Origin of the sequence: Thermobacillus xylanilyticus, from assembly GCF_907165215.1 — a bacterium.
GTDB classification, from domain to species: Bacteria; Bacillota; Bacilli; order Paenibacillales; family Paenibacillaceae; genus Thermobacillus; species Thermobacillus xylanilyticus.
This window is the reverse complement of record NZ_CAJRAY010000070.1, coordinates 38,071-63,078: the sequence shown is the minus strand read 5'-3', so window position 1 is coordinate 63,078 and position 25,008 is coordinate 38,071. Positions and strand designations below refer to the sequence as shown.

At 62.8% G+C, this 25,008-nt stretch carries 30 protein-coding genes; 6 read left to right on the top strand and 24 right to left on the bottom strand.

The window, feature by feature from the left end:
- Positions 1–153: 153 nt before the first annotated feature.
- From lysA to KJQ12_RS13375, 18 genes are all read right to left on the bottom strand, one after another.
- Positions 154–1,485: a diaminopimelate decarboxylase gene (gene lysA / locus KJQ12_RS13460; protein ID WP_213485077.1), complete on the bottom strand. Its 1,332-nt coding sequence runs from the start codon at positions 1,483–1,485 to the stop codon at positions 154–156.
- A 129-nt stretch (positions 1,486–1,614) separates the two neighbouring features.
- Entirely contained in the window at positions 1,615–3,495 is a 1,881-nt protein-coding gene (locus KJQ12_RS13455) for a spore germination protein (RefSeq protein WP_213485076.1), read from the bottom strand.
- A gap of 45 nt (positions 3,496–3,540) precedes the next feature.
- Positions 3,541–3,975 (bottom strand): stage V sporulation protein AB, encoded by a 435-nt coding sequence (locus KJQ12_RS13450; protein ID WP_015254790.1) that lies wholly within the window; start codon positions 3,973–3,975, stop codon positions 3,541–3,543.
- Positions 3,968–4,624 (bottom strand): stage V sporulation protein AA, encoded by a 657-nt coding sequence (locus tag KJQ12_RS13445; protein WP_213485075.1) that lies wholly within the window; start codon positions 4,622–4,624, stop codon positions 3,968–3,970. The genes KJQ12_RS13450 and KJQ12_RS13445 overlap by 8 nt, the downstream gene beginning before the upstream one ends.
- Positions 4,625–4,745: 121 nt before the next feature.
- Positions 4,746–5,501, bottom strand: coding sequence for an RNA polymerase sporulation sigma factor SigF (gene sigF / locus KJQ12_RS13440; protein WP_213485073.1), 756 nt, complete (start codon positions 5,499–5,501; stop codon positions 4,746–4,748).
- 22 nt (positions 5,502–5,523) lie between these two features.
- Complete coding sequence (gene spoIIAB, locus KJQ12_RS13435; RefSeq protein ID WP_213485072.1) at positions 5,524–5,970, bottom strand: anti-sigma F factor; 447 nt, start codon at positions 5,968–5,970, stop codon at positions 5,524–5,526.
- The gene (spoIIAA, locus tag KJQ12_RS13430) at positions 5,967–6,320 is read right to left on the bottom strand and encodes an anti-sigma F factor antagonist (RefSeq protein ID WP_213485071.1); all 354 of its coding nucleotides are present in this window, start codon (positions 6,318–6,320) and stop codon (positions 5,967–5,969) included. Before spoIIAA ends, spoIIAB begins: the two co-directional genes overlap by 4 nt.
- 123 nt (positions 6,321–6,443) lie before the next feature.
- Entirely contained in the window at positions 6,444–7,637 is a 1,194-nt protein-coding gene (locus KJQ12_RS13425; protein WP_280529263.1) for a D-alanyl-D-alanine carboxypeptidase family protein, read from the bottom strand.
- Between the two features lie 207 nt (positions 7,638–7,844).
- Positions 7,845–9,173 (bottom strand): pyrimidine-nucleoside phosphorylase, encoded by a 1,329-nt coding sequence (locus tag KJQ12_RS13420; RefSeq protein WP_213485069.1) that lies wholly within the window; start codon positions 9,171–9,173, stop codon positions 7,845–7,847.
- Positions 9,174–9,191: 18 nt separating this feature from the next.
- Positions 9,192–9,365: an aspartyl-phosphate phosphatase Spo0E family protein gene (locus KJQ12_RS13415; RefSeq protein WP_015254804.1), complete on the bottom strand. Its 174-nt coding sequence runs from the start codon at positions 9,363–9,365 to the stop codon at positions 9,192–9,194.
- 118 nt (positions 9,366–9,483) lie between these two features.
- Positions 9,484–10,305 carry a purine-nucleoside phosphorylase gene (locus KJQ12_RS13410; protein WP_015254805.1) on the bottom strand — a complete coding sequence of 274 codons (822 nt, stop codon included), beginning with the start codon at positions 10,303–10,305 and terminating at the stop codon, positions 9,484–9,486.
- Positions 10,306–10,342: 37 nt separating this feature from the next.
- Complete coding sequence (locus KJQ12_RS13405; protein ID WP_213485068.1) at positions 10,343–11,521, bottom strand: phosphopentomutase; 1,179 nt, start codon at positions 11,519–11,521, stop codon at positions 10,343–10,345.
- A gap of 84 nt (positions 11,522–11,605) precedes the next feature.
- Entirely contained in the window at positions 11,606–12,508 is a 903-nt protein-coding gene (locus KJQ12_RS13400) for a tyrosine recombinase (protein ID WP_213485066.1), read from the bottom strand.
- 33 nt (positions 12,509–12,541) lie between these two features.
- Positions 12,542–12,775, bottom strand: coding sequence for a DUF4227 family protein (locus KJQ12_RS13395; protein ID WP_213485065.1), 234 nt, complete (start codon positions 12,773–12,775; stop codon positions 12,542–12,544).
- Positions 12,776–12,957: 182 nt separating this feature from the next.
- Positions 12,958–13,413, bottom strand: coding sequence for a ferric iron uptake transcriptional regulator (fur, locus tag KJQ12_RS13390; protein WP_213485064.1), 456 nt, complete (start codon positions 13,411–13,413; stop codon positions 12,958–12,960).
- 115 nt (positions 13,414–13,528) lie between these two features.
- Positions 13,529–14,158: a stage II sporulation protein M gene (spoIIM, locus tag KJQ12_RS13385; RefSeq protein WP_213485063.1), complete on the bottom strand. Its 630-nt coding sequence runs from the start codon at positions 14,156–14,158 to the stop codon at positions 13,529–13,531.
- Between the two features lie 105 nt (positions 14,159–14,263).
- Positions 14,264–15,514, bottom strand: a complete 1,251-nt coding sequence (locus tag KJQ12_RS13380; protein ID WP_213485062.1) for an endonuclease Q family protein — start codon at positions 15,512–15,514, stop codon at positions 14,264–14,266.
- Position 15,515: 1 nt separating this feature from the next.
- Positions 15,516–16,088, bottom strand: a complete 573-nt coding sequence (locus tag KJQ12_RS13375; protein WP_213485061.1) for an NUDIX hydrolase — start codon at positions 16,086–16,088, stop codon at positions 15,516–15,518.
- Positions 16,089–16,169: 81 nt separating this feature from the next.
- Between KJQ12_RS13375 and mciZ the strand changes: the two genes are divergently transcribed.
- On the top strand, positions 16,170–16,313 hold the full coding sequence (gene mciZ / locus KJQ12_RS13370) for a Z-ring formation inhibitor MciZ (protein WP_213485060.1): 144 nt from the start codon (positions 16,170–16,172) through the stop codon (positions 16,311–16,313).
- A gap of 46 nt (positions 16,314–16,359) precedes the next feature.
- Here mciZ and KJQ12_RS13365 read toward each other — a convergent pair whose 3' ends face one another.
- Together KJQ12_RS13365 and KJQ12_RS13360 are read right to left on the bottom strand one after the other, a co-directional pair.
- Positions 16,360–17,148 (bottom strand): anti-sigma factor, encoded by a 789-nt coding sequence (locus KJQ12_RS13365; RefSeq protein WP_213485059.1) that lies wholly within the window; start codon positions 17,146–17,148, stop codon positions 16,360–16,362.
- Complete coding sequence (locus tag KJQ12_RS13360; protein ID WP_213485058.1) at positions 17,135–17,743, bottom strand: sigma-70 family RNA polymerase sigma factor; 609 nt, start codon at positions 17,741–17,743, stop codon at positions 17,135–17,137. Before KJQ12_RS13360 ends, KJQ12_RS13365 begins: the two co-directional genes overlap by 14 nt.
- A gap of 178 nt (positions 17,744–17,921) precedes the next feature.
- On the opposite strand from KJQ12_RS13360, the gene KJQ12_RS13355 reads away from it, so the two are divergent.
- From KJQ12_RS13355 to KJQ12_RS13340, 4 genes are all read left to right on the top strand, one after another.
- On the top strand, positions 17,922–19,085 hold the full coding sequence (locus KJQ12_RS13355) for a COG1470 family protein (protein WP_213485057.1): 1,164 nt from the start codon (positions 17,922–17,924) through the stop codon (positions 19,083–19,085).
- A 59-nt stretch (positions 19,086–19,144) separates the two neighbouring features.
- Positions 19,145–20,059 carry an ABC transporter ATP-binding protein gene (locus KJQ12_RS13350; protein ID WP_213485104.1) on the top strand — a complete coding sequence of 305 codons (915 nt, stop codon included), beginning with the start codon at positions 19,145–19,147 and terminating at the stop codon, positions 20,057–20,059.
- Complete coding sequence (locus KJQ12_RS13345; RefSeq protein ID WP_015254818.1) at positions 20,049–21,092, top strand: ABC transporter permease; 1,044 nt, start codon at positions 20,049–20,051, stop codon at positions 21,090–21,092. Before KJQ12_RS13350 ends, KJQ12_RS13345 begins: the two co-directional genes overlap by 11 nt.
- Positions 21,093–21,284: 192 nt before the next feature.
- A complete protein-coding gene (locus tag KJQ12_RS13340; RefSeq protein WP_213485056.1) occupies positions 21,285–21,875 on the top strand; it encodes a putative periplasmic lipoprotein in 591 nt (196 codons plus the stop codon).
- Positions 21,876–21,946: 71 nt separating this feature from the next.
- On the opposite strand, the gene KJQ12_RS19905 is transcribed toward KJQ12_RS13340, so the two are convergent.
- From KJQ12_RS19905 to KJQ12_RS13325, 3 genes are all read right to left on the bottom strand, one after another.
- Entirely contained in the window at positions 21,947–22,126 is a 180-nt protein-coding gene (locus KJQ12_RS19905) for a hypothetical protein (protein WP_213485055.1), read from the bottom strand.
- Between the two features lie 60 nt (positions 22,127–22,186).
- Positions 22,187–22,639, bottom strand: a complete 453-nt coding sequence (locus tag KJQ12_RS19900) for a phosphodiester glycosidase family protein (protein WP_213485054.1) — start codon at positions 22,637–22,639, stop codon at positions 22,187–22,189.
- A 382-nt stretch (positions 22,640–23,021) separates the two neighbouring features.
- Positions 23,022–24,155 carry a M20/M25/M40 family metallo-hydrolase gene (locus tag KJQ12_RS13325; RefSeq protein WP_213485053.1) on the bottom strand — a complete coding sequence of 378 codons (1,134 nt, stop codon included), beginning with the start codon at positions 24,153–24,155 and terminating at the stop codon, positions 23,022–23,024.
- 74 nt (positions 24,156–24,229) lie between these two features.
- On the opposite strand from KJQ12_RS13325, the gene prli42 reads away from it, so the two are divergent.
- Positions 24,230–24,328 (top strand): stressosome-associated protein Prli42, encoded by a 99-nt coding sequence (gene prli42 / locus KJQ12_RS13320; protein ID WP_015254821.1) that lies wholly within the window; start codon positions 24,230–24,232, stop codon positions 24,326–24,328.
- Here the strand turns inward: prli42 and lipB are convergent.
- A complete protein-coding gene (gene lipB, locus KJQ12_RS13315; RefSeq protein ID WP_213485052.1) occupies positions 24,290–25,006 on the bottom strand; it encodes a lipoyl(octanoyl) transferase LipB in 717 nt (238 codons plus the stop codon). The two genes, prli42 and lipB, sit on opposite strands and share 39 nt — an antisense overlap.
- Positions 25,007–25,008 lie beyond the last annotated feature (2 nt).

Genomic DNA, 25,008 nt, shown 5'->3' with positions numbered 1-25,008 from the left:
CAAAAAAGTTTGCACCCATCATACTACAAACCGCCCGTCGGCGCAAAAAGGCCGACCGTCAGCAAACGCAAAAAAAACTCCCCGCACCCGCCGCCCGGACCGCCGAGAGTTCGACGTCAGGCGCGAAGGCCGGGGAAGCTGACGCGCTTCAGATCAGTTCGCCGCCGGCGCGGCTTTCAGCCGCTCGGGCAGCAGATCGTTGCCGACGATGTCTTCGTACGTTTCGCGTCGCACGACGAGCGACGCCTGGCCGTCCTTGACGAAGACGACCGCCGGACGCGGAATCCGGTTGTAGTTGCTGGACATCGCGTAGTTGTAAGCGCCGGTGCAGAACACGGCGAGCAGATCGCCCGGCTTCACGGCCGGAAGCTCGATGTCCCAGATCAGCATGTCGCCGCTCTCGCAGCATTTGCCCGCGATCGACACCGTTTCGGTCGCCGGCTCGTTCGCCCGGTTCGCCAGCACCGCTTCGTACTTCGAGCCGTACAGCGCCGGACGCGGATTGTCCGTCATGCCGCCGTCGACGGCGACGTACTTGCGCACGCCCGGAATGTCCTTCGTCGTGCCGACAGTGTAAAGCGTCGTCCCGGCGTCGCCGATGATGCTGCGGCCCGGTTCGATCCAGATCTCGGGCAGCGGATACTGCGCCGCGGTGAAGTTCGTCCGGACCGCATCCGCGATCGCCTGGACGTAAGTTGCCGCCGGAAGCGGCTTGTCTTCGGCCGTGTAGCGGATGCCGAAACCTCCGCCCAGATTGATGACGCGGAACAGGATGCCGAGCTCGTCCCGCACCTGGATCGCAAACTCCGCCGCTTTGGCCGCCGCCAGGCGGAAGCCTTCCACTTCGAAAATTTGCGAGCCGATATGCGAATGGATGCCGAGCAGTTCAAGATGCGGCTTCGCCGCGGCGCGCTTCACCGCTTCGAACGCGGCCCCGCCGGCCAGGTTGAAGCCGAACTTCGAATCCTGCTGCCCGGTCGAAATGTATTCATGCGTATGCGCTTCGACACCGGGCGTGATGCGCAGCAAAATATTCACGCGCTTGCCCCGTTCGCCGGCCAGCGCGTCGAGCAGATCGAGCTCGACGAAGTTGTCGACGACGAAGCAGCCGATGTTCGCGTCAAGCGCCAACGCGATTTCATCCGGCGTCTTGTTGTTGCCGTGGAAATGGATCCGCTTCGCCGGGAAGCCGGCCTTGAGCGCCGTGTGCAGTTCGCCGCCGGAGACGACGTCCAGCGACAGCCCTTCCTGCTCGGCGACGGCGCAGATCGCCATCGTGCAGAACGCCTTGCTGGCGTAAGCGACCTGGAACGGAATGCCGGTGGCGCGGAACGCGTCCATGTACTCGCGCATGCGCTGCCGGACGAGCGCTTCATCGACAATATAGAGCGGCGTGCCGAATTCAGCCGCCAGAAGCTGAACGTCGCAGCCGCCGATTTCAAGCCGGCCTTCGGCATTGATCTTGCTGGTTCCGTGCAAGTGCATCAAAGATTCTCCCCTTGCGCTGGTTCATCTGATTTGCAGCATATGCACTAGTATATCGCATTCGGAACCAGTGAGAAATGGATTTTTTGCAACAACCTTTGCACTTTTATGCCTGTTGTTTGCACTTATTTACCTATTCTTCTGCGTATCCGGGAGCCGGTCCAGCTGCTGCGGCTTCAGCAGCGGATTCCGCTTCTTGTTCTGCAGCTCCGGCGGACGAATGAGCAGGGCGGCCAGCGACCTGCCGTCGAACGGGATGAACGGCCACAGATAGGGCCGGTTGAACGACCGGGTGCAGGCGAGCAGCACGACGAACAGCGCGGTGCCGACGACGAATCCCGGAATGCCGAAAATCGCCACGGCGATGATGAGCGCCAGCCGGACGATCCGGTTCGCCAGCCCAAGCTCATAGTTCGGCGTGGCGAACATGCCGATCGCGGCGATTGCCATGTACAGAATGACCTCGTTGTTGAACAGCCCGGTCTTCACGGCGATGTCGCCGATCAGAATCGCCGCGATCAGGGACATGGCGGTCGACAGCGGCGAAGGCGTATGAACGGCGGCCATCCGCATCAGGTCGACCCCGATCTCGGCGAGCACGAACTGCAGAAACAACGGGATTCGCCCCATCTGCTGCGGGCCGAGGAAGTCCAGCTGCGGCGGCTTCAGCTCCGGCTTCAGTACGAGCAGAAACCAGAGCGGCAGCAGGAAGAGCGAGAAAAAGATGCCGATATACCGCACCCAGCGCAGGTACGTGCCGATAAACGGCGTCTGACGGTTCTCTTCCGCGTGCTGGGTCAAGTCGAAGAACGTCGTCGGCAGCATCATGACGCTCGGCGTCGTGTCGGTCAACACCGCGACGCTGCCTTCGAGCAGCTGCGCCGCGACGACGTCCGGCCGCTCCGAATAGCGGACGAGCGGGTACGGATGCCAGCCGCGGTTGACGGTCGTCTCTTCGAGCTGCTTGTCCGCGAGCGGCAGCCCGTACACGTTCACATGCCCGATTTTCCTCTTCACTTCTTCGACCAGTTCGGGATCCGCAATGTCGCGGATATACGCGATGCAGACATCCGTCTTCGTCCGCGCGCCGACGCGTATCAGCTCGTACCGCAGGTCCTTGTCGCGCAGCCGGCGGCGGATCAACGACACGTTCGTCATCAGCGTCTCGATAAAACCGTCGCGGGAACCGCGCACGACCCGTTCGAGCGAAGGTTCTTCCGGCGTTCGGTCCGGGAACATCTTCGCGTCGATGATCAGCGCCGCGCGCTCGCGGTCGACGAACAGGGCGGCGCAGCCCGCGAACACGCTGTCCAGCATGTCGTCGAACACATCCGTCTTCGTCACCTGGACCGCGGGCACATACGTCTCGAAGAAAAGTTTCAGCGCGTCCGTATCGAGATCTTCCGCCGTCAGGTACGACAGCCGTTTGAGCACTTCCGTCAGCTCCGCCGAATTGACCAGCCCGTTCATGTAAAAAAGCGCCGTCCGCCGGCCGCCGAACGTCATCTCGCGCAGCACGACGTCGAAACTGGTGTTCAGCCCCGCCTCGCGTTCCAACAGCGGCTTCAGCTCATCGATGCTTGCCGGAATCGGCTGCTTATCCGCCGGCTGCGATTGCCCGTGCTGTTCCCGGTTCTGCGAGCCGGCTTGTCCATGCCGGGCTTGACTTTGCTCCTCCCGGTTGCGGGCACCGCCTTGCCCCGGCTGCCCCAGGCTTTGCGCGCGGGTCTGCCCCTGCCGCTCTCCGTTCTGCCCGCGGGCTTGACCATCCAGGCTCCGCGCCGCCAAGCGGGATCTGCGGCCCGATTGCCGCCCGCGTCCCCGCCTGGAACGCTCATCTTCCGCGGCATGCTTGCCGGAACGATCGTCCTCCGGTTCTTCCCGCTCCGGACGAATCAGCTTCCGCCGGACGGGACGATCGGTGCTCGCTCCCGGTTCCTTCGGCGGTTCGGGCGGAACGACGGGAGGCTGCCATCCGCCATCCTGCTGCATATCGTTTCGTTCGTCCATGGGGCTGTTGCGCACCTCCTGCCGGAATGTGCCGGAAGCCCGGCCTCAGCGATGATAGACGAGCCAATCGAACAGCGAACCGGCCAGCTTGCCGAGCACCAGCGCCCAGACGAGCGCCGGCAGTTTCGACTCCAGCCTGAGCCGCTTCGCCATGATGGGCAGGACGTTGACCACTTCCGTCAGCGCGGCCGCCAGCATGCCGACGAACAGCCCGGTGAACAGGCCGGCCAGCGCGGCAAGGATCTCGGCTGCGCCCGTATGCGGGCTCCGCCAGTCGCCGAAATCAGCCGACATCCAGTACACCGTGCCGGCGATGATGGCCGTCTCGTACCATGCCGCCAGCCGGTATCCCCGGGACAGCTGCGCGAGCCGCGGAATCAAATCCAGAATGACCAGCAGCGCGATCAGGCCGCTTCCGACCGCGAGTCCCCCGGACAGGCCGAGCAGCGCGGCTGCGCCGTTCGCGAGCCATTCAGCCACGGCCGCCGCTCCCTTGTCCGCCGCCTCCCTGATTCCGGTGCAGTTTCCGCATCTCGTCGGCGACGACGTAGGCGTCGACGTTTTCCTGGTACAGATACAGTTCGACTTCAAGCGGACTGGGCTCTTCGCTTAGCTTGCGCCGGATCACGCGGTTGAAGAACAGCACCATGCCCAGACCGACACCGATCGAATACGGAATTTGGAACCAGAGCGGGCGTTCCGGCTTCGTGCCCGTAATCAGCTCCGTCATGCGCCGATGCACTTCCAGCATGCCGACGTCGGCGTGGAAGTTCATGATGGCGAGCCCCGAACCGAAGAACAGAAGGAGCCACGCCACAATCAACATGCCGGGCAGCGGCTTCTGCGGCCGGGCGGCGACCGTGACGAGCGTCTGCGGCTCGCCGACGAACTCGACGTCGAGCCCCGGCTCCGTTTCGGACACGGCGCGGATGACGTGCAGCATGTCGATGACGACGCGGTCGCCGTCTTCCGGCTTGTGCCGGTACAGAACCAGCTCCTTCAGCCGCCGCTCCCGCGCTTCGTCGGCGAGCAGCCGGGCGGCGTCGCCGAGCCGCACGTCATCGCCGGGCCGGATGACCAGCCGCTTGCGCAGCCGGACGTACAGCGTGTTCGTTCGCACGGTCGTCATGGGACTCACCCTTTCGCGGCGTTCCTGTCAAGTTCTAGTATGAGTGGGAAACGGCCGGCCTAACCGGGAGCCTCCCTGACAAATGCGGGAAACGCGGACGCCGCCAAAAAAGACCAGACCGCTAAAGCGCGATCTGGTCCTTGATCGTCTGCAATATTTTTTTCTCGAGCCGGGACACCTGCACCTGCGAAATGCCGAGCCGGCTGGCCACTTCCGATTGCGTCTGATCGCGGTAATAGCGGAGATAGACGATCAGCCGCTCCCGTTCGGACAGCGTCCCGATCGCTTCGCTGAGCGCCAGCCGATCAAACCAACGTTCTCCCGATTCGTCGGCGATCTGGTCCATCAGCGTAATCGGATCGCCGTCGTTCTCGAACACGGTCTCATGAATCGACGCCGGCGGCTTGTTCGCTTCCTGCGCGAATACGACTTCTTCAGGCGATATGCCGAGCCTCTCGGCCACTTCACCGATGGTCGGCTGCCGGCCGAGCCCCTTGGACAGTTCGTCCTTCGTCTTCCGCACCTTGTTCGCAAGCTCTTTCAGCGAGCGGCTCACTTTCAGCGTGCCGTCGTCCCGGAGGAACCGCTGGATCTCGCCAATGATCATCGGCACGGCGTAGGTGGAGAATTTGACGTCGTAGGACAGATCGAATTTGTCGACCGACTTGAGCAGGCCGATGCATCCGATCTGGAACAGATCCTCCGGTTCATACCCGCGGTTCAGGAACCGCTGCACGACCGACCATACGAGCCGGATGTTGGCCTGGACCAGCTTGTCGCGGGCATCCGCGTCCCCGGATTGACTGAGTGCGATGAGCCGTTTGACCTCGGCGTCGTCCAGGTACGGCTGCGACTGCTGTCTCCAATCGACTTCCATGCGGTCCAACCCCTGTGCGCGCTTAGTTGTACAGCGCCTTTTTCGATTCGATCCGCTTCATCATCCGGATCTCCGTTCCTTTGCCAGGTTCGCTCGCCGCTTCGAATTCGTCCATGAAGTTTTCCATGATCGTGAAGCCCATGCCGGAACGTTCCAGCTCCGGTCTGGAGGTGAACAGCGGCTGCCGCGCCAGTTCCAGATCTTCGATGCCCTTCCCTTCGTCGCGGACGATGATCGAGACGGTGTCGCCCTCGATGCGCGCCTCGATCGTCACCATGCCGTCGGGATTGCCGTCGTAGCCGTGGATGATGGCGTTCGTTACCGCTTCGGACACAGCCGTCTTCAGATCGTTCAGTTCATCGACCGTCGGGTCGAGCTGCGAGACGAACGCGGCGACGGCGATGCGCGCGAACGCTTCGTTCTCCGAGCGGCTGGAAAACGTCAGGGTCATGCGGTTCGATCCGTTCATGATACGACCTCCAGACTGCCGAGCGCTTCATGTTCATTCTCGTACAGCGCGACAATTTTGAGCAGACCTGACAGTTCGAACAGCCGCCGGACGGCCGGATTGACGCCGCAGATGATCAGTTTCCCGCCGCGGGCGGTCACCGTCTTGTAGCGACCGAGGATGACGCCGAGGCCCGAGCTGTCCATGAACGCGAGCTCACTCAAATTGAGCACGACGTGCGTTGCCCTGCCCCTGAGCAGCGCATCCTCGAGCCGCTGTTTGAGTCCATCGGCCGTATGATGATCCAGTTCGCCTTTCAGCCTGACGATCAGCACATTGCGGTAATGCTCCATTTCCTCACGAAGCCGCATTGCCGTTCACTCCTCTCCCTGCTTCAGACAGTCATTTCTACGCGTCCGTCCGCCGTTCCTGCCCTGCGACAAAACTAGAACCTGCCGGACAAATTCCGCCGCCGGACGCGTCCGGATTCGCGGTTATGCGAACAATTCCGCGCATGTCCGCTTGAAGAGCGTCCACCAGTTCGCCCGTCCCACGTTCTCCGGCGCTTCGACGTCGAATTCGGCGAGCACGTTCGCGCCCTGATAGACGATGACCTTGCCGATCTTCTGGCCGGCTTTCACCGGCGCCTTGACCGGTTCGTCGAGACGCAGCTCATGGCGGATGTCCTTCATGTTCGCGCCCTTCTTCATCAGCACGCTGTACGGATGCCTTGCCTTCAGCTCAAGCCGCGGCACTTCCCCTTTGGCGATCCGCACCGTGCCGATCGTGTCGCCTTCCTTGTAGATCGGAACGTTCGTGTACATGGCGAACGCGTAGTCGAACATCTGGGCCACTTCGGCGTTGCGCGTTTTCGTGTCCGGCTCGCCCATGACGACGGCGATGACGCGGAAGTTGTCGCGCTTCGCGGTCGCGCTCAGACAGAACTTCGCCTCGCTCGTGTACCCCGTCTTCAGTCCGTCCGCGCCGGCGTAGAACCGGACGAGCTTGTTCGTGTTGACGAGCCAGAACGGACGATCGGTGTCCTTCCGCAGATAGTCCTGGTACAGTCCGGTATATTTCGTAATCTCGGTATGCTTCAGCAGTTCCCGCGACATGACGGCGATGTCGTAAGCCGAGGTGTAGTGGTTCTCGGCGGGCAGCCCGTTCACGTTGACGAAATGGGTGTTCTTCAGACCGAGCTGCTGCGCCTTCTCGTTCATGAGGCGCACAAACTCCTGCTCGGTGCCCGCGATCTTCTCGGCGAGCGCGACGGACGCGTCGTTGCCGGATGCGATCGCGACGCCTTTCAGCAGATCCTCGACCGTCATCTCTTCGCCCGCTTCGAGGAAAATTTGCGACCCGCCCATCGAAGCCGCATATTCGCTCGTCGTCACTTTGTCCGTCAGCTTGATCCGGCCTTCATCCAGCGCCTCCATGACGAGCAGCATCGTCATGATCTTCGTGATGCTGGCCGGCGGCAGCCGATCATGGCTGTTCTTCTCGAAAATGATCGTGCCGCTGTCGGCATCCATCAGAATGGCCGAGCGCGCGGAAGGCGCCAGCTTGACCGCTCCGTCCTGCGATGACGCGGGCGCGCCTTTCGTCTTCTCCTCCGCGGCCGCCGCTGCGGGCAGCGCCATGATCATGGATAAAACCAGCAGCAGTACGGGGCGTAATCTCCTCACCATCATGGTCCCTCCTAAGTCTCTCCGCCGCCCGAAAAAGGGGCAGGCTTCTTCTTCCCAGTATCACCAGACGGGAGGAAAATTATTCCGCCTCCGCGGCAAACGAAAGCCCCGCCTTGAGCAGACGGAGCCTGGTCGTCCAGATTCGGTTCGGAGTAAAATTAATTAGCGTAGTTTTTTCTTTAATTTTTGATTTTCGGTCCCAAACCTTTATCCGCGCCGGATGCCGTCTTCCGTCACGACGGACAGGATGAGCGGCCGCACAGCCGGCGGCTCGCCGCCGATCTCGAACGCCTCCGCAGCAAGCCGGAGCGCCTCCGCTTCGGCCGAGCCTTCGCGCGCGGCGTGCAGCTCCGCCAGCGGTTCGCCGGCGCCGACCCGACTGCCGAGCTTCTGCGCGAGCACGACGCCGACCGCGTGGTCGATCGGCGCGTCCTTCACCGCGCGCCCCGCGCCGAGCATCATCGCCGCAAGGCCGAGCTTCTCCGCGTCGATGCGGCGCACGTACCCGGCGCGCTCCGCCTTCACGCAGATCCGGTGCGGCGCCGAGGGCAGCCGATCCGGATCGTCGACAACCGCCGGATCGCCGCCTTGCGCGGCGACGAAAGCGCGGAACTTGTCCAGCGCTTCGCCGGACTTCAGCTTCCGCTCCAGCAGCAGGAGCGCTTCATCGATGCCGGCCGCCTTGCCGCCGAGCACCGTCATATGCGCCGCCAGCGTCAGGCAGAGCGACGTCAGATCTTCCGGGCCATCATCGCGCAGCGCGGCGATCGCTTCTTTCACCTCGAGGGCGTTGCCGATCGCCCGTCCCAGCGGCTGGTCCATGTCGCTGATCACAGCCGCGGTCTTGCGGCCCACGAGCCGGCCGATCGCGACCATCGCCTCCGCAAGCCGCTCCGCATCCTCCAGCGTCTTCATGAATGCGCCGCCGCCCGTCTTCACATCGAGCACGATCGCGTCGGCGCCGGATGCGATTTTCTTGCTCATGACGGAACTTGCGATGAGCGGAATCGATTCGACCGTCGCCGTCACGTCGCGGAGCGCGTACAGTTTCTTGTCCGCCGGCGCCAGATCGCCGCTCTGGCCGGCAACGGCCAGCCCGATCTCCCCGACCTGGCGGAAGAACGCCTCGGGGGCAAGCTCCGTGCGGAAGCCCGGTATCGACTCCAGCTTGTCGATCGTGCCTCCGGTATGGCCGAGCCCGCGGCCGGACATTTTCGCAACGGGAACACCCGCCGCTGCGGCCAGCGGCGCGACGATGAGCGTCGTCTTGTCGCCGACGCCGCCCGTGCTGTGCTTGTCCACCTTGATGCCCGGAATGCCGGACAGATCGAGCTGGCTGCCGGACCGGGCCATCGCCAGCGTCAGCTCCGCCGTCTCTTCCGCGGTCATCCCCCGGATGAGCACGGCCATGGCGAACGCGGACATCTGATAATCCGGAATGTCGCCCCGGCAGTATCCATCGATCAGGAACGCGATTTCCCCGGCGGTCAACTCCCCGCCGTCCCGCTTGCGCCGTATGATGTCAACCGCACGCATGCCTTTCCCTCCTGATCGTCAACATTTCTGTTTTCTCGGAGGCCGCTTCATGAGCTGAACCAGCACGATCAGCTCGTCAAGCGACTGGCTCAGTTCCAGCACTTCGCGGTGCTGCATGTCGTTCCTTGCCCGGAACGCCGTGTTCATTTGATTGCGCAACCATTCGACTCGTCCCAACAACTGCTTGTCCATGATGAAAATTCACACTTCTCCCTCTTTCGGATTCACGGGCCATTATACGACGAAACGGAGGGAAGAACGTGTCGCACCCGGTCGAGTCGAACGGTGCATTTTCGCTTCCTGCAAAGTCCTACAAACGGGGGATGACGCCTGTGACCAGAGCCAGAAAACGGGACTTCACGCGCTCGGTCGTCTCCATCACTTCGTCATGGGACAGCGGTTGATCCAGTATGCCTGCCGCCATATTGCTGATGCAGGAAATGCCCAGCACCTCAAGTCCGATGTGGCGCGCGGCGATGACCTCCGCCACCGTCGACATGCCGACAGCGTCCGCGCCCAGCGCGCGAAGCATGCGGATTTCCGCCGGCGTCTCATACGATGGACCCAGCAGTCCGGCATAGACGCCTTCCCGCAGCTTGAGGTCCTGTTCCCGCGCCGTTTCGGTTGCGATGGCGCGCAGCCGCCGGCTGTAAGCTTCCGACATGTCCGGGAACCGGGGGCCCAGTTCGCCGTCGTTCGGCCCGACCAACGGATTGCGTCCGGTCAGGTTCAAATGGTCGGCAATCAGCATCAGATCGCCCGGTTCGAAAGACGTATTGATGCCGCCCGCCGCGTTGGTCACCACGAGCGTCCGCGCGCCGAGCGCCTTCATGACGCGAACCGGGAACGCCGTCAGCTCCGGTCCGTATCCTTCGTACATGTGGAACCTTCCGCGCATGATGACGACCGTCCGTCCGGCCAGCCGGCCGATGACCAGCTCGCCCGCGTGTCCTTCAACGGTGGAGAGCGGGAAATGCGGAATGTCCTCGTATCGGATCACGGCCGCGTCTTCCACATGATCGGCGAGCACGCCGAGGCCGGAGCCGAGAATCAGTCCGATCTCCGGCACAAGCGCCGTCTTTCCGCGGATCGATTCCGCGGCTTCGCGAATATGCACTGCCGTCAATGTCATGGGATCATCCTCCTGACTCAGGTTGCCGCGCCGGGTCTCAGGCGAGGCCGAGATCGTTAAGAAAGCTGGTGCCGTGCGGCGGGCGCTGCACGCCGAACAGTTCGGCGATCGTCGCGGCCAGATCCGCGAACGTCGAACGGGTGCCGAGCGGTCGGCCGGCCATGCGCGGGTTGTACAGGAGCAGCGGCACATATTCCCGCGTATGGTCGGTGCCGTGGTGAACCGGATCGTTGCCGTGGTCGGCCGTAATGATGAGCAGACCGTCATCACCGGTCAGCCGTTTCAGATCCGGTACCGCGCGGTCGAACTCGGCGAGCGCCTGCGCATAGCCGGCGGGGTCGCGCCGGTGGCCGTACAGCGAATCGAAATCGACGAGGTTCGTGAACACGACGCCCCTGCACGGCTTCTCCATCAGTTCCAGCGTCCGCCGGATGCCGTCGGCGTTGCTCTTCGTCGACCAGGCGGACGTGATGCCTTCCCCGCTGAAAATGTCGTTGATCTTGCCCACCGCCCATACGTCATACCCGGCATCCTTCAGCGCGTTCAGCACCGTCGGCTGCGGCGGTTTCACCGCGTAGTCGTGCCGGTTCGGCGTGCGGGTGAACGCGCCGGGCTCCCCGACATAGGGCCGGGCGATGACGCGGCCGACCGCATGCGGTTCGTGCAGCGTCAGCTCGCGCGCGATCTCGCAGGCCCGGTACAGCTCGTCCAGCGGAATGACTTCCTCGTGCGCGGCGATCTGGAAGACGCTGTCGGCAGACGTGTAGACGATCCATGCCCCGGTCCGCATCTGTTCTTCGCCGAGCTCCTCGATGATCGCGGTGCCGCTTGCCGGCTTGTTGCCGATGACCGGACGGCCCGTCCGCTTCTCGAACTCGCGGATGAGCTCCTCCGGAAAACCGTCCGGAAACGTGCGGAACGGTACGGGAATGTGCAGGCCGGCCAGCTCCCAGTGGCCGGTCATCGTATCTTTGCCCGCCGATGTCTCGGCCATCTTGCCGTAGGCCGCTTCCGGCGCCGAATGCGGCGCCCAGTCGGCGATCCGCGCGATGTTGGCGAGGCCGAGCCTGCGCAGTTCGGGCAGATCGAAACCCGGCACCGTTTCCGCGATATGGCCGAGCGTATGGGCGCCCGCATCGCCGAATGCCGGCGCGTCCGGCAGCTCGCCGATGCCGACGCTGTCAAGCACGATCCAGGTCACTCTTGTAATCTTCACGGGTCAGCGCCACCTCTTGTTCTCACATTTTCAAAGGTATGAATCGATGCGCAGTCAGGCAGTCAAGCCGCCTGCCGCAAGGCGTCAACGCGCCCTCGGATGGGCCGATTCGTAGACCGATTTCAGGCTCGGCCGCGCCATCTGCGCGTACGCTCTCGTCGCCGAGATGTCCTTGTGGCCGAGCATCTCCTGCACGGCGCGCAGGTCGGCGCCGCCCGCGACCAGGTGCGCGGCGAACGCATGCCGCAGCATATGCGGGCTGACGCCGCCCAGGCCGGACGTCTCGGCATGCTTCTTCATCAGCTTCCAGAACCCTTGCCGCGTGAGCCGGCTTCCGCGCCGGCTGACGAACAGCGCGCGTTCGGGCCGGTCCGGGCGGACCAGATGCGGCCGGCCGTCCTTCAGGTAGCGCTCCAGCGCTTCCGCGGCCGCCTTGCCGAGCGGGACGAACCGCTCCCGCCCGTCCGGGCTCGCGCAGCGGACATACCCGAGGGAAGGATTGACGTCATCAACGTCCAGCCCGATCAGCTCGCCCGCGCGGATGCCGGTCGCGTACAGCAGCTCCAGCATTGCCCGGTCGCGCAGACCGGAAGGACCGCCGCCGTCCGGCGTCTCCAGCAGCCTGGCCGTTTCCGCCTCGGTCAGGATACGCGGAGCTTTGCGTTCCGGCTTCGGCGGCCGGATATGGGCCGCCGGGTCGGCCTCGATCGCGTTCAGATCGGCGGCCAGATAGCGGAAGAACGCGCGGATGCTTGACGCGGCGCGGGCGACGCTCGCCGGCGCCTTGCCTTCCGCCTTGAGTCCGGCCAGATAGGCCGCGATATGATGCGGCTTCACCCGCCCGGGATCGCCGATGCCCTGCGCTTCCATCGCGCCGGCGAACGCCTTCAGATCGCGGGCGTACGATTCCGCCGTCGAGCGCGAAAAGCTGCGCGATTCCATGCGGCTCGCAAGAAACTTCTCCAGCAGATCCGGCAAATCCGGCATGTCCGAATCCCTCCTTCCCGCCGAAGCGGTTCTTCAGTCGCCGGTCAGATAGAACAGGCGCAGGCGGTCAAGGACGGACGGCGAGGGCCCGCCGTCCGGGTCGTTCACGAACACTTTGACCGCCCGGCCTAGCGGCGCGGCATAAGGGTCCGGCATCCGCAGCCATTCGGCCAGGAGCCGGAATGCCGCCGCGATCACCAGCGTCAGCACCAGGAACAGCGCGGCGAACAGCAGTCTGCGCAGCATGCGGCGCAGCGACACCACCATGCAGGATCACCTCCGCCGCCCGACGGGACGGGCTTGCTGCTAACACTCTATGTATCCGTTCCGCCCGCCAGTACCGCGAAGGGAGCTGCAGATGGGATCGCGGCGGTCTTTTTTTCAAAGTCGATGCAAAAAACTCCCGAACGGCCCCGCTAGGGTCCCCGTCCGGGAGCATGCGCTGCGGTTTATTCGTCGGATTCGCGGGATTCGCGGCAGCGGCGGCAAATGCCCTGGAAATCGAGCCGATGATCGATGACATGAAAGCCGTACTCCTGCTCCAGCCGTTCCTCGAGCGGGATGAGCCAGTCTTCCATGATCTCTTCCATCGAGCCGCATTGCACGCAAATCAGATGATGGTGATGGTGCTTGGAACTGTCCGTCCTCAGATCATAGCGCGCGACGCCGTCGCCGAAGTTCAGCTTCTCCACGACATGCAGCTCGCTGAGCAGTTCCAGCGTCCGGTACACGGTGGCCAGACCGATCTCCGGCGCGATCTCCTTCACGAGCATAAAAACGTCTTCCGCGCTGAGATGGTCTTCCTCGTTCTCCAGCAATACGCGAACGGTTGCTTCCCGCTGCGGGGTCAACTTGTAGCCCTGCGACTGAAGTTGTTGTTTGATTTTCTCTATCCGGGCTTCCATGTTCTCCCCTCCGCGAATCAGGCAACCATCGCTGTTACGATGTTTGGAATCATTATCATTATAGAAGGAGGTTCGAACGAAAGTCAAACCTTCCGGCGCAGTCCGTGATGCGAAGTCAGGATGCAAGCAGCGGCGCCGCCCAGCCGATCAGATTCGGCGCGACGTAAGCTTCGATGAATGCTCCGCCGGTCATGACGGCAAGCATGATCAGCGCGGCGGACGTATGGGCGAGCAGCGGCTCCCTGAGGCTGCCGGACGGCTGCACCAGCCGGTACCTGAACACGTGCAGCGCAAAGGCGACGGACGAGACGCTGGCAAACAGAAGCGCCGGAAGCACCAGCAGGTTCCCGGGCACCATCGCCGCCAGGGCGAACAGCATCCCTTTCCACCCGTACGCCTGGACAAGCACGCCGAGGCTGAAGCCGATCAGCACGCCCTTCAAAAAATCGAGCACCAGCACAAACGGCGCCCCGATCACCGTCACACCCAGCAGCCAGACGGCCAGCAGCCATTTCCCGTGCAGCATCGCCCGGTCGCTGAGCGTATCCCCGGCGTCCGCCATCTGCCCGGCTTCGGCCGTCAGCGCGTACCGCGCCAGATCGGAAGCCAGATTGTCCTGCTGGTCGAGCGTCAGCGTCCGGCTGGCCAGCACCCCGAACACGATGCCCGCCGCCGTAAGCACCGCAATGAAGACCAGCAGCGTCTGCCGGTATGACGCCGTCATAAAGCCGAATTCCGCCCGCATCGCCGTCTCTCCCGTCGCGGAAAAATCAGACATGCTGTACCATTGTATGTTTCGGGTCGAAAGGGTATGCCGGCGTGCCGATTGCAGCGTTTCAGCGGATGGCGTCTAGCCCGACAGCGCCTTGCCGTAGCGGCCTCCGCCGCCCGCCTTGAGGCCGAGCCGTCCTTCCCGGGCGGCGAGGATCAGCGCGGCCGTCTTGTCCCCCGCCGTTTCGGCCAGCGCTTCGGGCGAAGCGTCATGCAGCACGTTCATCTCCGTGCCGAAGCGGTCCAGCAGCCGCTCGAGCAGCTTCGGCCCGACGCCCGGGATGAATTCGAGCGGCACCTGGCAGATGTACGGCGGCCTTGCGCCGCCGATCCGCGGGATGTCGCGTCCGGCGAGCCGGCCGAGGGCGCGCACCCGCTCGGATACGCCGCGGATCAGTTTCGCCGACCCGCAGAGCGGGCAGCGCATTGCAGCGTCCGGGCTTTCCGGCATTTCGCCGTCCTCCGCGCCCAGCGTCGTTCCGCAGCCCGCGCAATGCGTCCGGTGATACTTGCCGAGACGCGGATCAAGGCCGTAATTCGCCGCGATCCCGCGGCCGTCTTCGCCGCGCAGCGCCTTGCACAGCTCGTCGAACGAAGGTTCGCCGAGGATGAGCGCGTTGTATTCCCGGCCGATGCGGGCAAGCGAGTGCGCGTCCGAGTTCGTCAGGAACGGATAGCGGTCCAGCTCGGGCACGAGGCCGGCCATCGCCGTGTCCGCGCTGAGTCCCAGCTCGACCGCGTCGACGAGATCGGGATCGAGCACGTCGGACAGCCGGTCCGCGCAGCTGCCGTACAGGCTGCGGTGCGGCGTGAAAATGTGGGCGGGGATGAACAGCCCGCCCCGCGCCGCCGTCTCCCGCTGCAGTTCCAGGCCGCTTGCGCGGATGCGCTGCGAGCTGAGCCCGACGTTCGTCATCCGCTCCTTGAGCCATTCGGTGAACGAGCGCATCGCGTCGAAATCGCGCAGAAATACGAGGTGATGCGCCGGTCCGCGTCCGGGCTCCTTCACCTCGATCTCCGCGCCGAGCAGCAGCGTAACGTCCCGATACCGGATGCCTCCGCCCGGCGCTTCCGCCATCTCGCCGCGGTCGAGCAGTTCCGCAATATCCCGCTGGACACCGGGCGAGTGGGCATCGATGACCCCGAGCAGCCGGATGCCTTTGCGGCAGGCGGCTTCATGGGCGATGTTCCGGAACGTCAGCGCCCGGCTGGCGCTGATCTTCACCGGTTCGCCGCGCCCGGTGGCGCCGATGTGCAGATGGAGATCGGCGAATACGCGGCGCAGGCCCTCGTCTTGGCCGCGCTTTGGGTTTGTGCCGGTGCCGCCCATGTCAGACGAACGACCCGGTGAGCCGCTGCAGCCGCCAGGCCTGCACGGCCATGATCGTCTTCGCGTCGCTGATCCGGCCTTCGCGGATGTAGGCCAGCGCCTGCTCGAACGTGATGGCGTCCACGTTCAGATGTTCGTCCTCGTCCGGCGCGAAGGTTCCGCGCGAGAGGTCGTATGCCGCGTACAAGTACAGCTTCTCGTCGGCGAATCCGGGCGAAGTGTAGAAAGCATGGAGCGGCTCGAGCCGCTCCGCCCGCCAGCCGGTCTCCTCCTCGAGCTCGCGCCGCGCCGTCTCCATCGGATCTTCGCCGGGTTCGAGCTTGCCCGCCGGAATCTCGATCTGCATCTTCCCGAGCGGCTTGCGGTACTGTTCGACGACGATCAGCCGGTCGTCGTGCAGCGCGAGCACCGCGGCCGCGCCCGGGTGTCTGACGATCTCGCGCGTCGCCGTCTTCCCGCCGGGAAGTTCCACCGTGTCCACCTGCAGGGAAATCAGCCTGCCCTGAAAGACCGGCTCCGTGCGGACGGTCCGCTCGGGTTCCTGCCGCTCCTTCTCTCCGCTCCTGTTGTTCATTTTTGCTCTCTCCCCGTGTGATAACTTGTCCGCTCCGCGCATAGGATGGGGCATACCCACCCCGGAACGGAGGTTTGACGAATGAAACAGTACAACGATCCGAACGGCATCCGTCTCGTCGGCAAAGCGTGGGAAATCCGCCACAAGCTCCGCGTGCTGTCGAGCGGGCGGAAGAAGCTGTCCGACTATGTCCGTTCGTTCGGCGGTCCGTCCGGTTCGAAGTGAGCGCCGGAACCTGCCGCCGGTTCGATCAAGCACGCAAAGCGCGCCTTCACCGCCGGGCGTCAAACAGGACGAGGGCGGCCGGCGTCGAAGTCGGCTGCTCGCTTCCGCCTTTCGGCTCGGCGGTGAGCGAGATCATCTCGGCATTCGGCAGAAGAAGCGAACGAACGTGCAGATGGGCGATGCCGTCGACCAGTTTGAGCACGCCGAGGCTGTCCGCGTGCGGTCCCCGAACCGCCCAGGCCTGATAGTCGACCAGATCCGTGTCGGGCAGACCGTACAGATAGAGCAGCGCTTCCTGCGCGTCGCCGCTCAGCCAGATATACCCCTCGCCCGATGTCCCGAAGGCGTGGACGACCTTGAATTGCGTCGTGTCCGGAGCGGTCAGGACGGTGCCCGCCTCCGGCTCGCGCATCAGCAGGTATTCGCCGGGCGATTCATGCCGCGCGGACGGCGCGAACGAATCCGCGGCCAGCCCCGCGCGATGGAGCAGTCCGGCGGTCAGCAGCACGACGGCGGCCGCCGCGGCCGCGGCGATCGCCGGACCCCGCAGCCTGCGGCGCAGACCGATCGCGCGGACCGCCCGTCTGAGCGACCGCCGGCGCCGCTCCGACGGCAGCGGCACGGACGGCGCATCCTGCGGCCGGCCGCCCGGCGCGGGCGCAAGCCGCAGCCATTCCGCCCGGCGTGCGGCGCAATCGCCGCATGCGCCGGCATGCGCCTCCATCGCGGCCGCATCCTTCGCATCCAGGAGCCCCAATGCGAAATCCGCCCACTCCCGATCGGTAAATCCGAGCGCGCACCGTTTCAGATCGAAGCCGCCTTCATTTCGCATCATGCCGCGTACCTCCTTCCCCGCCGCTCAGCCAGCCGCGCACGGCCATCTGTTTCCGCAGATTGGCGATGCCGCCGCGTATCCAGGACTTGACCGTGCCGAGCGGCACGTTCCACTCGTCCGCCATTTCCCGCTGCGTCTTCTCCCGGTAATAGGCGGTCGCCAGCGCGCGGCGCTGCTGGCTCGGCAGCGCGGCGAACGCTTCCCGCACGGCCGCCTGCTGGAACCGCAGGACGACCGTATCCTCCGGCGCGGACGCAGCGGTCTCCAGACCCGCGATCCGTCCGATCGCCGCGTCCGCCCCGCCGGGAACGGCGCGCCGGGACCGGCGCAGCCGGTCCAGCCCGCGGCTGCGCGTCAGGACGGCCAGCCAGCTCTCGATCGACCCCCGCGAACGGTCAAAACGTCTGCCGGTCCGCAGCACTTCGAGGAACACATCATGGCAGAGGTCCTCCGCTTCCATCCGGTCATCCATCACCCGGAGGGCAATATGCATGACAAGCGGCGCGTACCGTTCGTAGAAACGGTCGAATGCCTCGACGGAGCCGGCGCACATCGCTTCCAGCACCGCCGCCATGTCATCTCCCCGTCTGTCCAATCCGCTATCCTCCCCGCCGACAGCAATTTTCTGCTTGTTATTTTAGCAGAAGCAGGGATGGGCCGGAAGTTTCGCCGGGCGCCGAAAAAAATTGGTTGACCGCATTAATCCGCGCCCGCCGCTCGTTCGTAATGTAAGCGAAATCGTAATTTTCTAAGTCAGAAGGGGGATTGGAAGCATGCTTGCCGCATGCCGCAACATCTGGATCAAGCTTGGGCTTGCCGCCCTGATCGCGGCCGGAGCGGCCGCCGCGTCCGCGGGTCAGGCCGATGCCGCGGAACCGTTTGAACTGTACACAACCTACGTCAACCTGGCCGCACCGCCCGGGGAGTCGATCACGTACTCGGTTGAAGCGATTAACCGCAGCGATGCGACGAAAGTGTTTCCGATCACACTGGAGACGAACGGCAACAACTGGGAGTACAAGATTACGTCCGGCGGACGCACGGTCCGGGAAATTGCCGTCAAGCCGGACGAGTCGGAATCGTTCAACGTCCAGATCGAAGTGCCGCTCGAAGTGAACAAGGGCGAATACCGGTTCACGGTCGTCGCCGGCAATCTGGCCCGGCTCCCGCTCGTCATCAACGTCACCGAGCAGGGCACGTTCGCGTCGGAATGGACGGTGGAGCAGCCGAACATGGAAGGGTACGCCGACGATACCTTCACGTTCTCGACCGAGCTGCGCAACCGGACCGCTGAAGAGCAGACGTATGCGCTGGCCGCGGCGGTGCAGCCGGGCTGGGACGCCCGCTTCTCGGTCAGCGGCGACAGCGTCCGTTCCGTGACGGTTGAGCCGAACGCGACGAAGACGATCTCCGTCCAGATCATTCCGCCGGAGTCGATCGAAGCCGGCACCTATCAGATTCCGGTCGCGGCGACGAACAATTCGACGCAGGCCGAAACGACGCTCGAAGTCGTCATCACCGGCACGTACGGCATTGACCTGACGACGGCGGACGAGCGGCTGAACACGAAAATCAAGGCCGGCGGCACGCGCACGGTCGATCTTGTCGTGAAGAACACCGGCACGGCGAAGCTCGAAGATGTCAGCCTGACGTCCAACTCGCCCGTCGATTGGGAAGTGACATTCGAGCCGTCCAAGATCACGTCCATCGAGCCGGGTCAGACGGCGACCGTTCAAGCCACGATCAAGTCGACGGACAAGGCGCTCGCCGGCGACTATGAAGTGGACATCACCGCCCGCTCGGCGCAGAAGTCGGACACGATCGCGCTGCGCGTCGCGGTGCAGTCATCCGTGCTGTGGGGCTGGATCGGCATTCTGATCGTCATTGCCGTTGCGGGAGGCGTCTACTACCTGTATCGCAAATACGGGAGGCGGTAATCGTGGACGTGCGCAGCGGTGAACGCGAGCCGGTCATCGAACTGAAAGGGCTGACGAAGATGTACGGCGAGCACGCGGCCGTGAACCGTCTCGATCTGACGATCGGCCGCGGCGAAGTGTTCGGCCTGCTCGGGCCGAACGGCGCCGGCAAGACGACGACGATTCTGATGATGCTCGGGCTGACCGAGCCGACTTCCGGATCGGCCCGCGTGCTCGGCCTCGATCCGACCCGCAGCCCGCTGCAGATCAAGCGACGCGTCGGCTACATGCCCGACGATATCGGCTTCTATGAAGACCGGACCGCCATCGACAACCTGATCTATACGGCGCGGCTGAACCGGATTCCGCCGGCGGAAGCCGAAGCCCGCGCGCGCGAGCTGCTCGAACGCGTCGGTCTGGCCGAAGCCGCCGATAAGCGGGTCGGCGCCTTCTCCCGCGGGATGCGCCAACGGCTCGGTCTCGCCGACGTGCTGATCAAGAAGCCCGAGATCATCATTCTCGACGAGCCGACGCTCGGCATCGACCCGGAAGGGGTGCGCGAGCTGCTGGAACTGATCACACGGCTAAGCCGCGAAGAACGGATTACGGTGCTGCTCTCGTCCCACCATCTGCATCAGGTGCAGCAGGTGTGCGACCGGGTCGGCCTGTTCGTCAAGGGACGGCTGATCGCCTGCGGCGACATCGAGTCGCTGTCGAAGCAGCTCGACGAAGACGGCACGATTACGGTCGAGCTCGAGCTCGAAGCGTGGCCAGACGCGCTGGACGAGGCGCTGAACGGACTCGGGGGCGTCGTATCCGTGAGGCGCGGCGAAGGCGGCAAAGCCTCCGTCATCTGCAGCTCGGATCTGACCGCGGACATCGCGCAGGCGGCCGTCGGATGCGGCGGGCGGCTCTTGGCCGTCAGCCGCAGGAAATACGGGCTGGACGACATCTATCATCGCTATTTCGAAGGAGGGGAAGCCCATGGCGCTTGACGGCAAGGCGATTCTCGGCCGGCTGACGCGCCGCGCGGGACGGCGGGACGGCGCCGAAGACACCGGCGCCAGGGAAGCGCAGGGCGCCGCGATCTCTCCTTTCTGGGTCATCGTGCAGAAGGAATTCGGCGACCATATCCGCAGCTGGCGGTTCACGATTCTGCTCGCCATCATTACGCTGGCGTGCATCGGGTCGATCTATTCCGCCGTTTCCGCCATCCGGGGCGGCGCCCTGAAGGACGAGCTGGACTTCCTGTTCCTGCAGATGTTCACGATCTCGGACGGGACGCTGCCGAACTTCATTACGTTCGTCTCGTTCCTCGGCCCGCTGATGGGGATTGCCCTGGGGTTTGACGCCGTCAATTCGGAGCGGAACCGCGGGACGCTCAGCCGGCTCATGTCGCAGCCGATCTACCGGGACGACTTTATTCTGGCGAAGTTTACGGCTTCTCTGCTGCTCGTGACGGTCGTCATCTTCGCCCTGGGCCTTCTCGTCATGGGGCTCGGCCTGTTCACGATCGGCTATCCGCCGACGCCGGAAGAGTTCTGGCGCGTCTTCTTCTTCCTCGTGCTCGCGGTCGTCTACGTCGGGTTCTGGCTCAACCTGTCCATCCTGTTCTCGATCCGGTTCCGCCAGGCCGCGACATCCGCGCTGTCGAGCATCGCGCTGTGGATCTTCTTCACTGTCTTCTACGGGCTGATCCTGAACCTGATCGCGCGCGCGATCGCGCCTTCGTCGGACGCCGCGGTGCAGCGCATCCTGAATTATCAGGAGACGATGCTGTGGCTGAACCGGCTGTCGCCGGCGGAACTGTTCTCCGAGGCGACGACGACGCTGCTGACGCCGAACGTCCGGACGCTCGGACCGTTCACGCTCGAGCAGGTGTATCTCGCGATCAAGAGTCCGCTGCCGCTCGGCCAGAGCCTGCTGCTCATCTGGCCGCATGCGACCGGGCTCATCGCCGCGACGGTCATCTGCTTCGGCATCTCTTACGTCATGTTCATGCGTCAGGAGATCCGTTCACGGTCATAATCGCCTGTTTTGGCATAAGACAGAGGCTATAGGAAATGGATACGCTCCCCTCCAGGCAGACTCCTGGAGGGGAGCTTTTCTATGGGGAGATGCGTGAACCGAAGACCGAAGCGGAAGGATTTTCACAACCTTTCCTCATTTGGAAAGTATAGTTTATTAGTGTAAATAGTACCTTGTGAAGGAGAGTTGAAGGTGAAAAAGTGGTTACTCGTCTGTTCAATCTTTCTGTTGCTGGTTGGCTGTGGAGAGCATGCGAACCCATCTGCGCCAAAGTCGCCTTCAAACGAAACGCAGGCTGCTCCTAACGACAGCTCACCACCCGAGACGTCGTTATCTTCAAATGAGACGCAGGCTGCTTCTGATAACTCGCCGCCCGGGACGTCGCAATCTTCAAATGAAAATGAAACGCGGACTGATCCTTCCGACAGCTCGCCGTCTGAGAAGTCGTCATCCATACCAGAAGAGGAAGAAATGGAGCCGGTGTATATCGATGAATCTCAATATGAAGGAGACGAGCTGATTTTTGTCCAGTTAATCAATCATTCTGTTCGATTTATAAATGAAGAGAACGAAGAAGGGTATATGTCACTGTTAGCCAGCAATTCTGTAGTAACTGCCATGCCCAAAAGAAAAATAAGCAAAGTGGAGTTGGTAAGTATAGGTGAACCTAACGGGTCACATATTGCTGTTAGCGTAAATTACTGGCGAAATGAAGAAGAGCAAAGCAGGATGTACGTTTTCACAAAAGAAAACAACGAATGGAAAATATTAGATATCGACTAGACATTTATAGAAAAGAACCGGCAGGATATTTTCCGCCGGTTGATATGAACTTCGAATACGACTCTGCACTCTTATTCTCCCTTATCCTTTCGCAACTCTTTGATGGCCTGGGTTATCTCTTGCACGAATGTTTTAAAATCATTGCGCTGGTCTTCAAGAGTTTTGCGAAAGCTGGTCAAAAGGTAGATTGTCAGCGCCATGGCAAAACCATTATTGGTGACCACTTGAACCCAAAAATCGGCAGCTTCCATAGCCAATCTACTCCTTTTGAAGCAGGAGCCGGCAGTAAATCTCTGCCGGCTCGTTGCGATTCAGTACTGATAAATCCACTGCGTCGGATTTACAGCAACCATGTTGTAGACGGAACGATTCTCTCCGGAGGGATCATATGTGCCAACAAAGTTGCCGCTGGGAGATGCGACAAGAAAACGCATTTGCGAGGAACCGCCTCCGTCAAGCATGACCGCCATAGTGCAACCTTCATTTTTCATGAATTGGCGAACTTCATACGCTTTCTCCGATTGGAAAACAGCGAGAACGATTTTCGAACCATCCCAGCCAATCGCTGTCCGCGGAACAGTGCCACCAGGATTCAGACGGTAAGCATTTTCGGTATTGGCCTGAGCAGGAGTACACGAGCTCGCGCTACCCGACCCGTTAATGTCGGCAAGGTACTGAGACTCGCTGGTATACGTTTTGTTGAGGTGCAGACTATAGCCGCCGATTGCCCACTTGATTTGACTGGACGACGCTCCGGTATCCAAAATGCTCGCGAAGGCAGCAAAATAAGGAAGAATAAGGTAAATGGGCAGTCCTGAAAAAGGATGGGGATGAGGTGATGTTCACGATCGGACTTTTTCAGGAGCAACCAACTATGAAAGTATGTGTCCATCTCTCTCATCACGGCGAACACAAACAACCAATATCCTTAGGCTTTTCAATACACAAGCAAGAAGCCTTATATAAGCAATTGAAGTATTTACACACTTCAGCAACTCGAGCGGAAAAGGCGGCTAGGTGACTTACCCTCGGTTGCTTTTGCATGCTGCAAAAAAATTCCACAATTTACGGAATCCAAACAATCCGATTTAGTTTGCAGTCTACTTGACAGGGAGCAGTTCAAAATCCGGGCCCTCTTTCGACCATTTATGCCTTCATGTCCGCGGCCAGCTTGATCAGCTGTACGACGAGTTCCGTCGTCTTGACGAGGTTATCGACGTGAATCCGCTCCCGCGTCGTATGGATCTCTTCGTAGCCAACTGCGAGGTTGACGGTCGGGACGCCGTGGCCGTTGAAAATGTTCGCGTCGCTGCCGCCGCCCGAATGGAACGTCCGCGCCTTGCAGCCGATCGCTTCGATCGCTTCTACGGCGAGCCTCACGACCGGATCGGCTTCCGTATAGCGGAACGACGGATACAGAATCTCGCTCTCGAATTCCGCCCGGGCGCCGAACTCCGCGGCCGCGCTCTCGAGCGCCTGCCGCATTGCTTCCACCTGCCGGTCCAGCTTCGCCTGGTCGATGCTGCGCGCTTCGGCATCAAGCTTGACGAAATCGCAGACGATGTTCGTCGCGCCGCCGCCTTCGAACCGGCCGATGTTGGCGGTCGTCTCATGATCGATGCGGCCGAGCGGCATGCGCGAGATCGCCCGCGCGGCCACCTGGATCGCGCTGATGCCGTCCTCGGGGTTGACGCCCGCGTGCGCCGATTTGCCGTGCACCTTCATCGTGATCTTCGCCTGGGTCGGCGCCGCGACGGCGATGTCGCCGATGCTGCCGTTCGAATCGAGCGCGTAGCCGAACGCCGCCTTGAGCCGGCCGCGGTCCATGGCGCGCGCACCGTTCAGCCCGGCTTCCTCGCCGACCGTGATGACGAACTGGACCGGTCCGTGCGGAATGTTCCGCTTCTTGATCACCCGGATCGCTTCGAGCATCGCCGCAAGGCCCGCCTTGTCGTCGCTGCCCAGAATCGTCGTGCCGTCGCTGCGAATATAGCCGTCATCGTCCAGCCGCGGCTTGATCCCCCGGCCCGGCGCGACGGTGTCCATGTGCGACGTGAAGAAAATGACCGGCGCATCCTCCGCCCCGTCGGCTTCCAGCATCGCGAACAGATTGCCCGCGCCGTGTCCCGTCTTCTCCGCGGCGTCGTCTTCCTCGACGGCAAGACCGAGACCGGCGAACTTCGCCTTGAGCACGCGGCTGATCTCCTGTTCGTGGCCGGTCTCGCTGTCGACGCGGACGAGTTCCATGAACTCGTCAATCAGTCTCTGACGATCAATCATCGCTTTCCTCCCGTCTCGCATATCGGATAAAATAGAATCTGTACAGCCTGGCTGAAAGGAGCGTTCAGCAAACCATGATCAACCGCAAATGGATCCGGATCACCGCCATTGTGATCGTCGCCGCCATGCTGCTCTCAACCGTCGTGGCCGGCATCGGCCTCCTCTTCTATTAAGGGCCCGGCGCTCCTGCCGAATACGCGGCAGAAATGCGGCACGATCTCCCGCGCCGCCCGCTCCGGCGGCATCTCCATCCCCGTCAAATCTTCGAAACTGGTGACGCCGTATTCGCGGATGCCGCACGGAATGATCCCCGAGAATCCCTCGTTGCCGATGCCGGCGCGCAGGTTGAGCGCGAAGCCGTGGCTTGTAATAAAGCCGCGGCGGCTTCGCGCTTTGTTGAATTTGACGCCGATCGCCGCGATTTTTTCCTCCCCGACCCACACGCCGGTGTAGGCTTCCTTGCGGCCGCCTTCAATTCCGTAATCGGCCAGCCAGTCGATGATAACCTGCTCAAGCGCGCGCAGATAGCCGTGCAGGTCGAGCACCGCCGGATTCAGGTAGAGCAGCGGATAGCCGACGAGCTGGCCGGGTCCGTGATAGGTGATGTCGCCGCCGCGGTCGATCTGAAACACGCGGATGCCCCGCACGTTCAGCTCTTCCTCGCTCAGCAGCAGATGCTCCGGATGCTTCTGCGACCCGATGGTGTAGGTCGGCGGATGCTGGAGCAAGAGCAGCGTCTCCGGCCGCTCGCCGCGGTCGATTCCGCGCACGATTTCCTTCTGTCTGCCCCACGCCGCGGCGTAATCGATCATCGGGATGTAGCGGATATCGAGCAATTGGTTATCGTTCATGG

Coding starts and splice junctions, on each gene's coding strand:
- KJQ12_RS13355 (WP_213485057.1), top strand. CDS start 17,922: ATGCTTGCCGCATGCCGCAACATCTGGATCAAGCTTGGGCTTGCCGCC.
- KJQ12_RS13425 (WP_280529263.1), bottom strand. CDS start 7,637: ATGGTGAGGAGATTACGCCCCGTACTGCTGCTGGTTTTATCCATGATC.
- lysA (WP_213485077.1), bottom strand. CDS start 1,485: ATGCACTTGCACGGAACCAGCAAGATCAATGCCGAAGGCCGGCTTGAA.
- lipB (WP_213485052.1), bottom strand. CDS start 25,006: ATGAACGATAACCAATTGCTCGATATCCGCTACATCCCGATGATCGAT.
- KJQ12_RS13380 (WP_213485062.1), bottom strand. CDS start 15,514: ATGGGCGGCACCGGCACAAACCCAAAGCGCGGCCAAGACGAGGGCCTG.
- KJQ12_RS13400 (WP_213485066.1), bottom strand. CDS start 12,508: ATGCCGGATTTGCCGGATCTGCTGGAGAAGTTTCTTGCGAGCCGCATG.
- KJQ12_RS19905 (WP_213485055.1), bottom strand. CDS start 22,126: ATGGAAGCTGCCGATTTTTGGGTTCAAGTGGTCACCAATAATGGTTTT.
- KJQ12_RS13395 (WP_213485065.1), bottom strand. CDS start 12,775: ATGGTGGTGTCGCTGCGCCGCATGCTGCGCAGACTGCTGTTCGCCGCG.
- KJQ12_RS13345 (WP_015254818.1), top strand. CDS start 20,049: ATGGCGCTTGACGGCAAGGCGATTCTCGGCCGGCTGACGCGCCGCGCG.
- spoIIAB (WP_213485072.1), bottom strand. CDS start 5,970: ATGAACGGATCGAACCGCATGACCCTGACGTTTTCCAGCCGCTCGGAG.
- spoIIM (WP_213485063.1), bottom strand. CDS start 14,158: ATGCGGGCGGAATTCGGCTTTATGACGGCGTCATACCGGCAGACGCTG.
- KJQ12_RS13410 (WP_015254805.1), bottom strand. CDS start 10,305: ATGACATTGACGGCAGTGCATATTCGCGAAGCCGCGGAATCGATCCGC.
- KJQ12_RS13350 (WP_213485104.1), top strand. CDS start 19,145: ATGTACGGCGAGCACGCGGCCGTGAACCGTCTCGATCTGACGATCGGC.
- fur (WP_213485064.1), bottom strand. CDS start 13,413: ATGGAAGCCCGGATAGAGAAAATCAAACAACAACTTCAGTCGCAGGGC.
- KJQ12_RS13455 (WP_213485076.1), bottom strand. CDS start 3,495: ATGGACGAACGAAACGATATGCAGCAGGATGGCGGATGGCAGCCTCCC.
- KJQ12_RS13365 (WP_213485059.1), bottom strand. CDS start 17,148: ATGATGCGAAATGAAGGCGGCTTCGATCTGAAACGGTGCGCGCTCGGA.
- mciZ (WP_213485060.1), top strand. CDS start 16,170: ATGAAACAGTACAACGATCCGAACGGCATCCGTCTCGTCGGCAAAGCG.
- KJQ12_RS13415 (WP_015254804.1), bottom strand. CDS start 9,365: ATGGACAAGCAGTTGTTGGGACGAGTCGAATGGTTGCGCAATCAAATG.
- KJQ12_RS13445 (WP_213485075.1), bottom strand. CDS start 4,624: ATGACGACCGTGCGAACGAACACGCTGTACGTCCGGCTGCGCAAGCGG.
- spoIIAA (WP_213485071.1), bottom strand. CDS start 6,320: ATGCGGCTTCGTGAGGAAATGGAGCATTACCGCAATGTGCTGATCGTC.
- prli42 (WP_015254821.1), top strand. CDS start 24,230: ATGATCAACCGCAAATGGATCCGGATCACCGCCATTGTGATCGTCGCC.
- KJQ12_RS13375 (WP_213485061.1), bottom strand. CDS start 16,088: ATGAACAACAGGAGCGGAGAGAAGGAGCGGCAGGAACCCGAGCGGACC.
- KJQ12_RS13325 (WP_213485053.1), bottom strand. CDS start 24,155: ATGATTGATCGTCAGAGACTGATTGACGAGTTCATGGAACTCGTCCGC.
- sigF (WP_213485073.1), bottom strand. CDS start 5,501: ATGGAAGTCGATTGGAGACAGCAGTCGCAGCCGTACCTGGACGACGCC.
- KJQ12_RS13420 (WP_213485069.1), bottom strand. CDS start 9,173: ATGCGTGCGGTTGACATCATACGGCGCAAGCGGGACGGCGGGGAGTTG.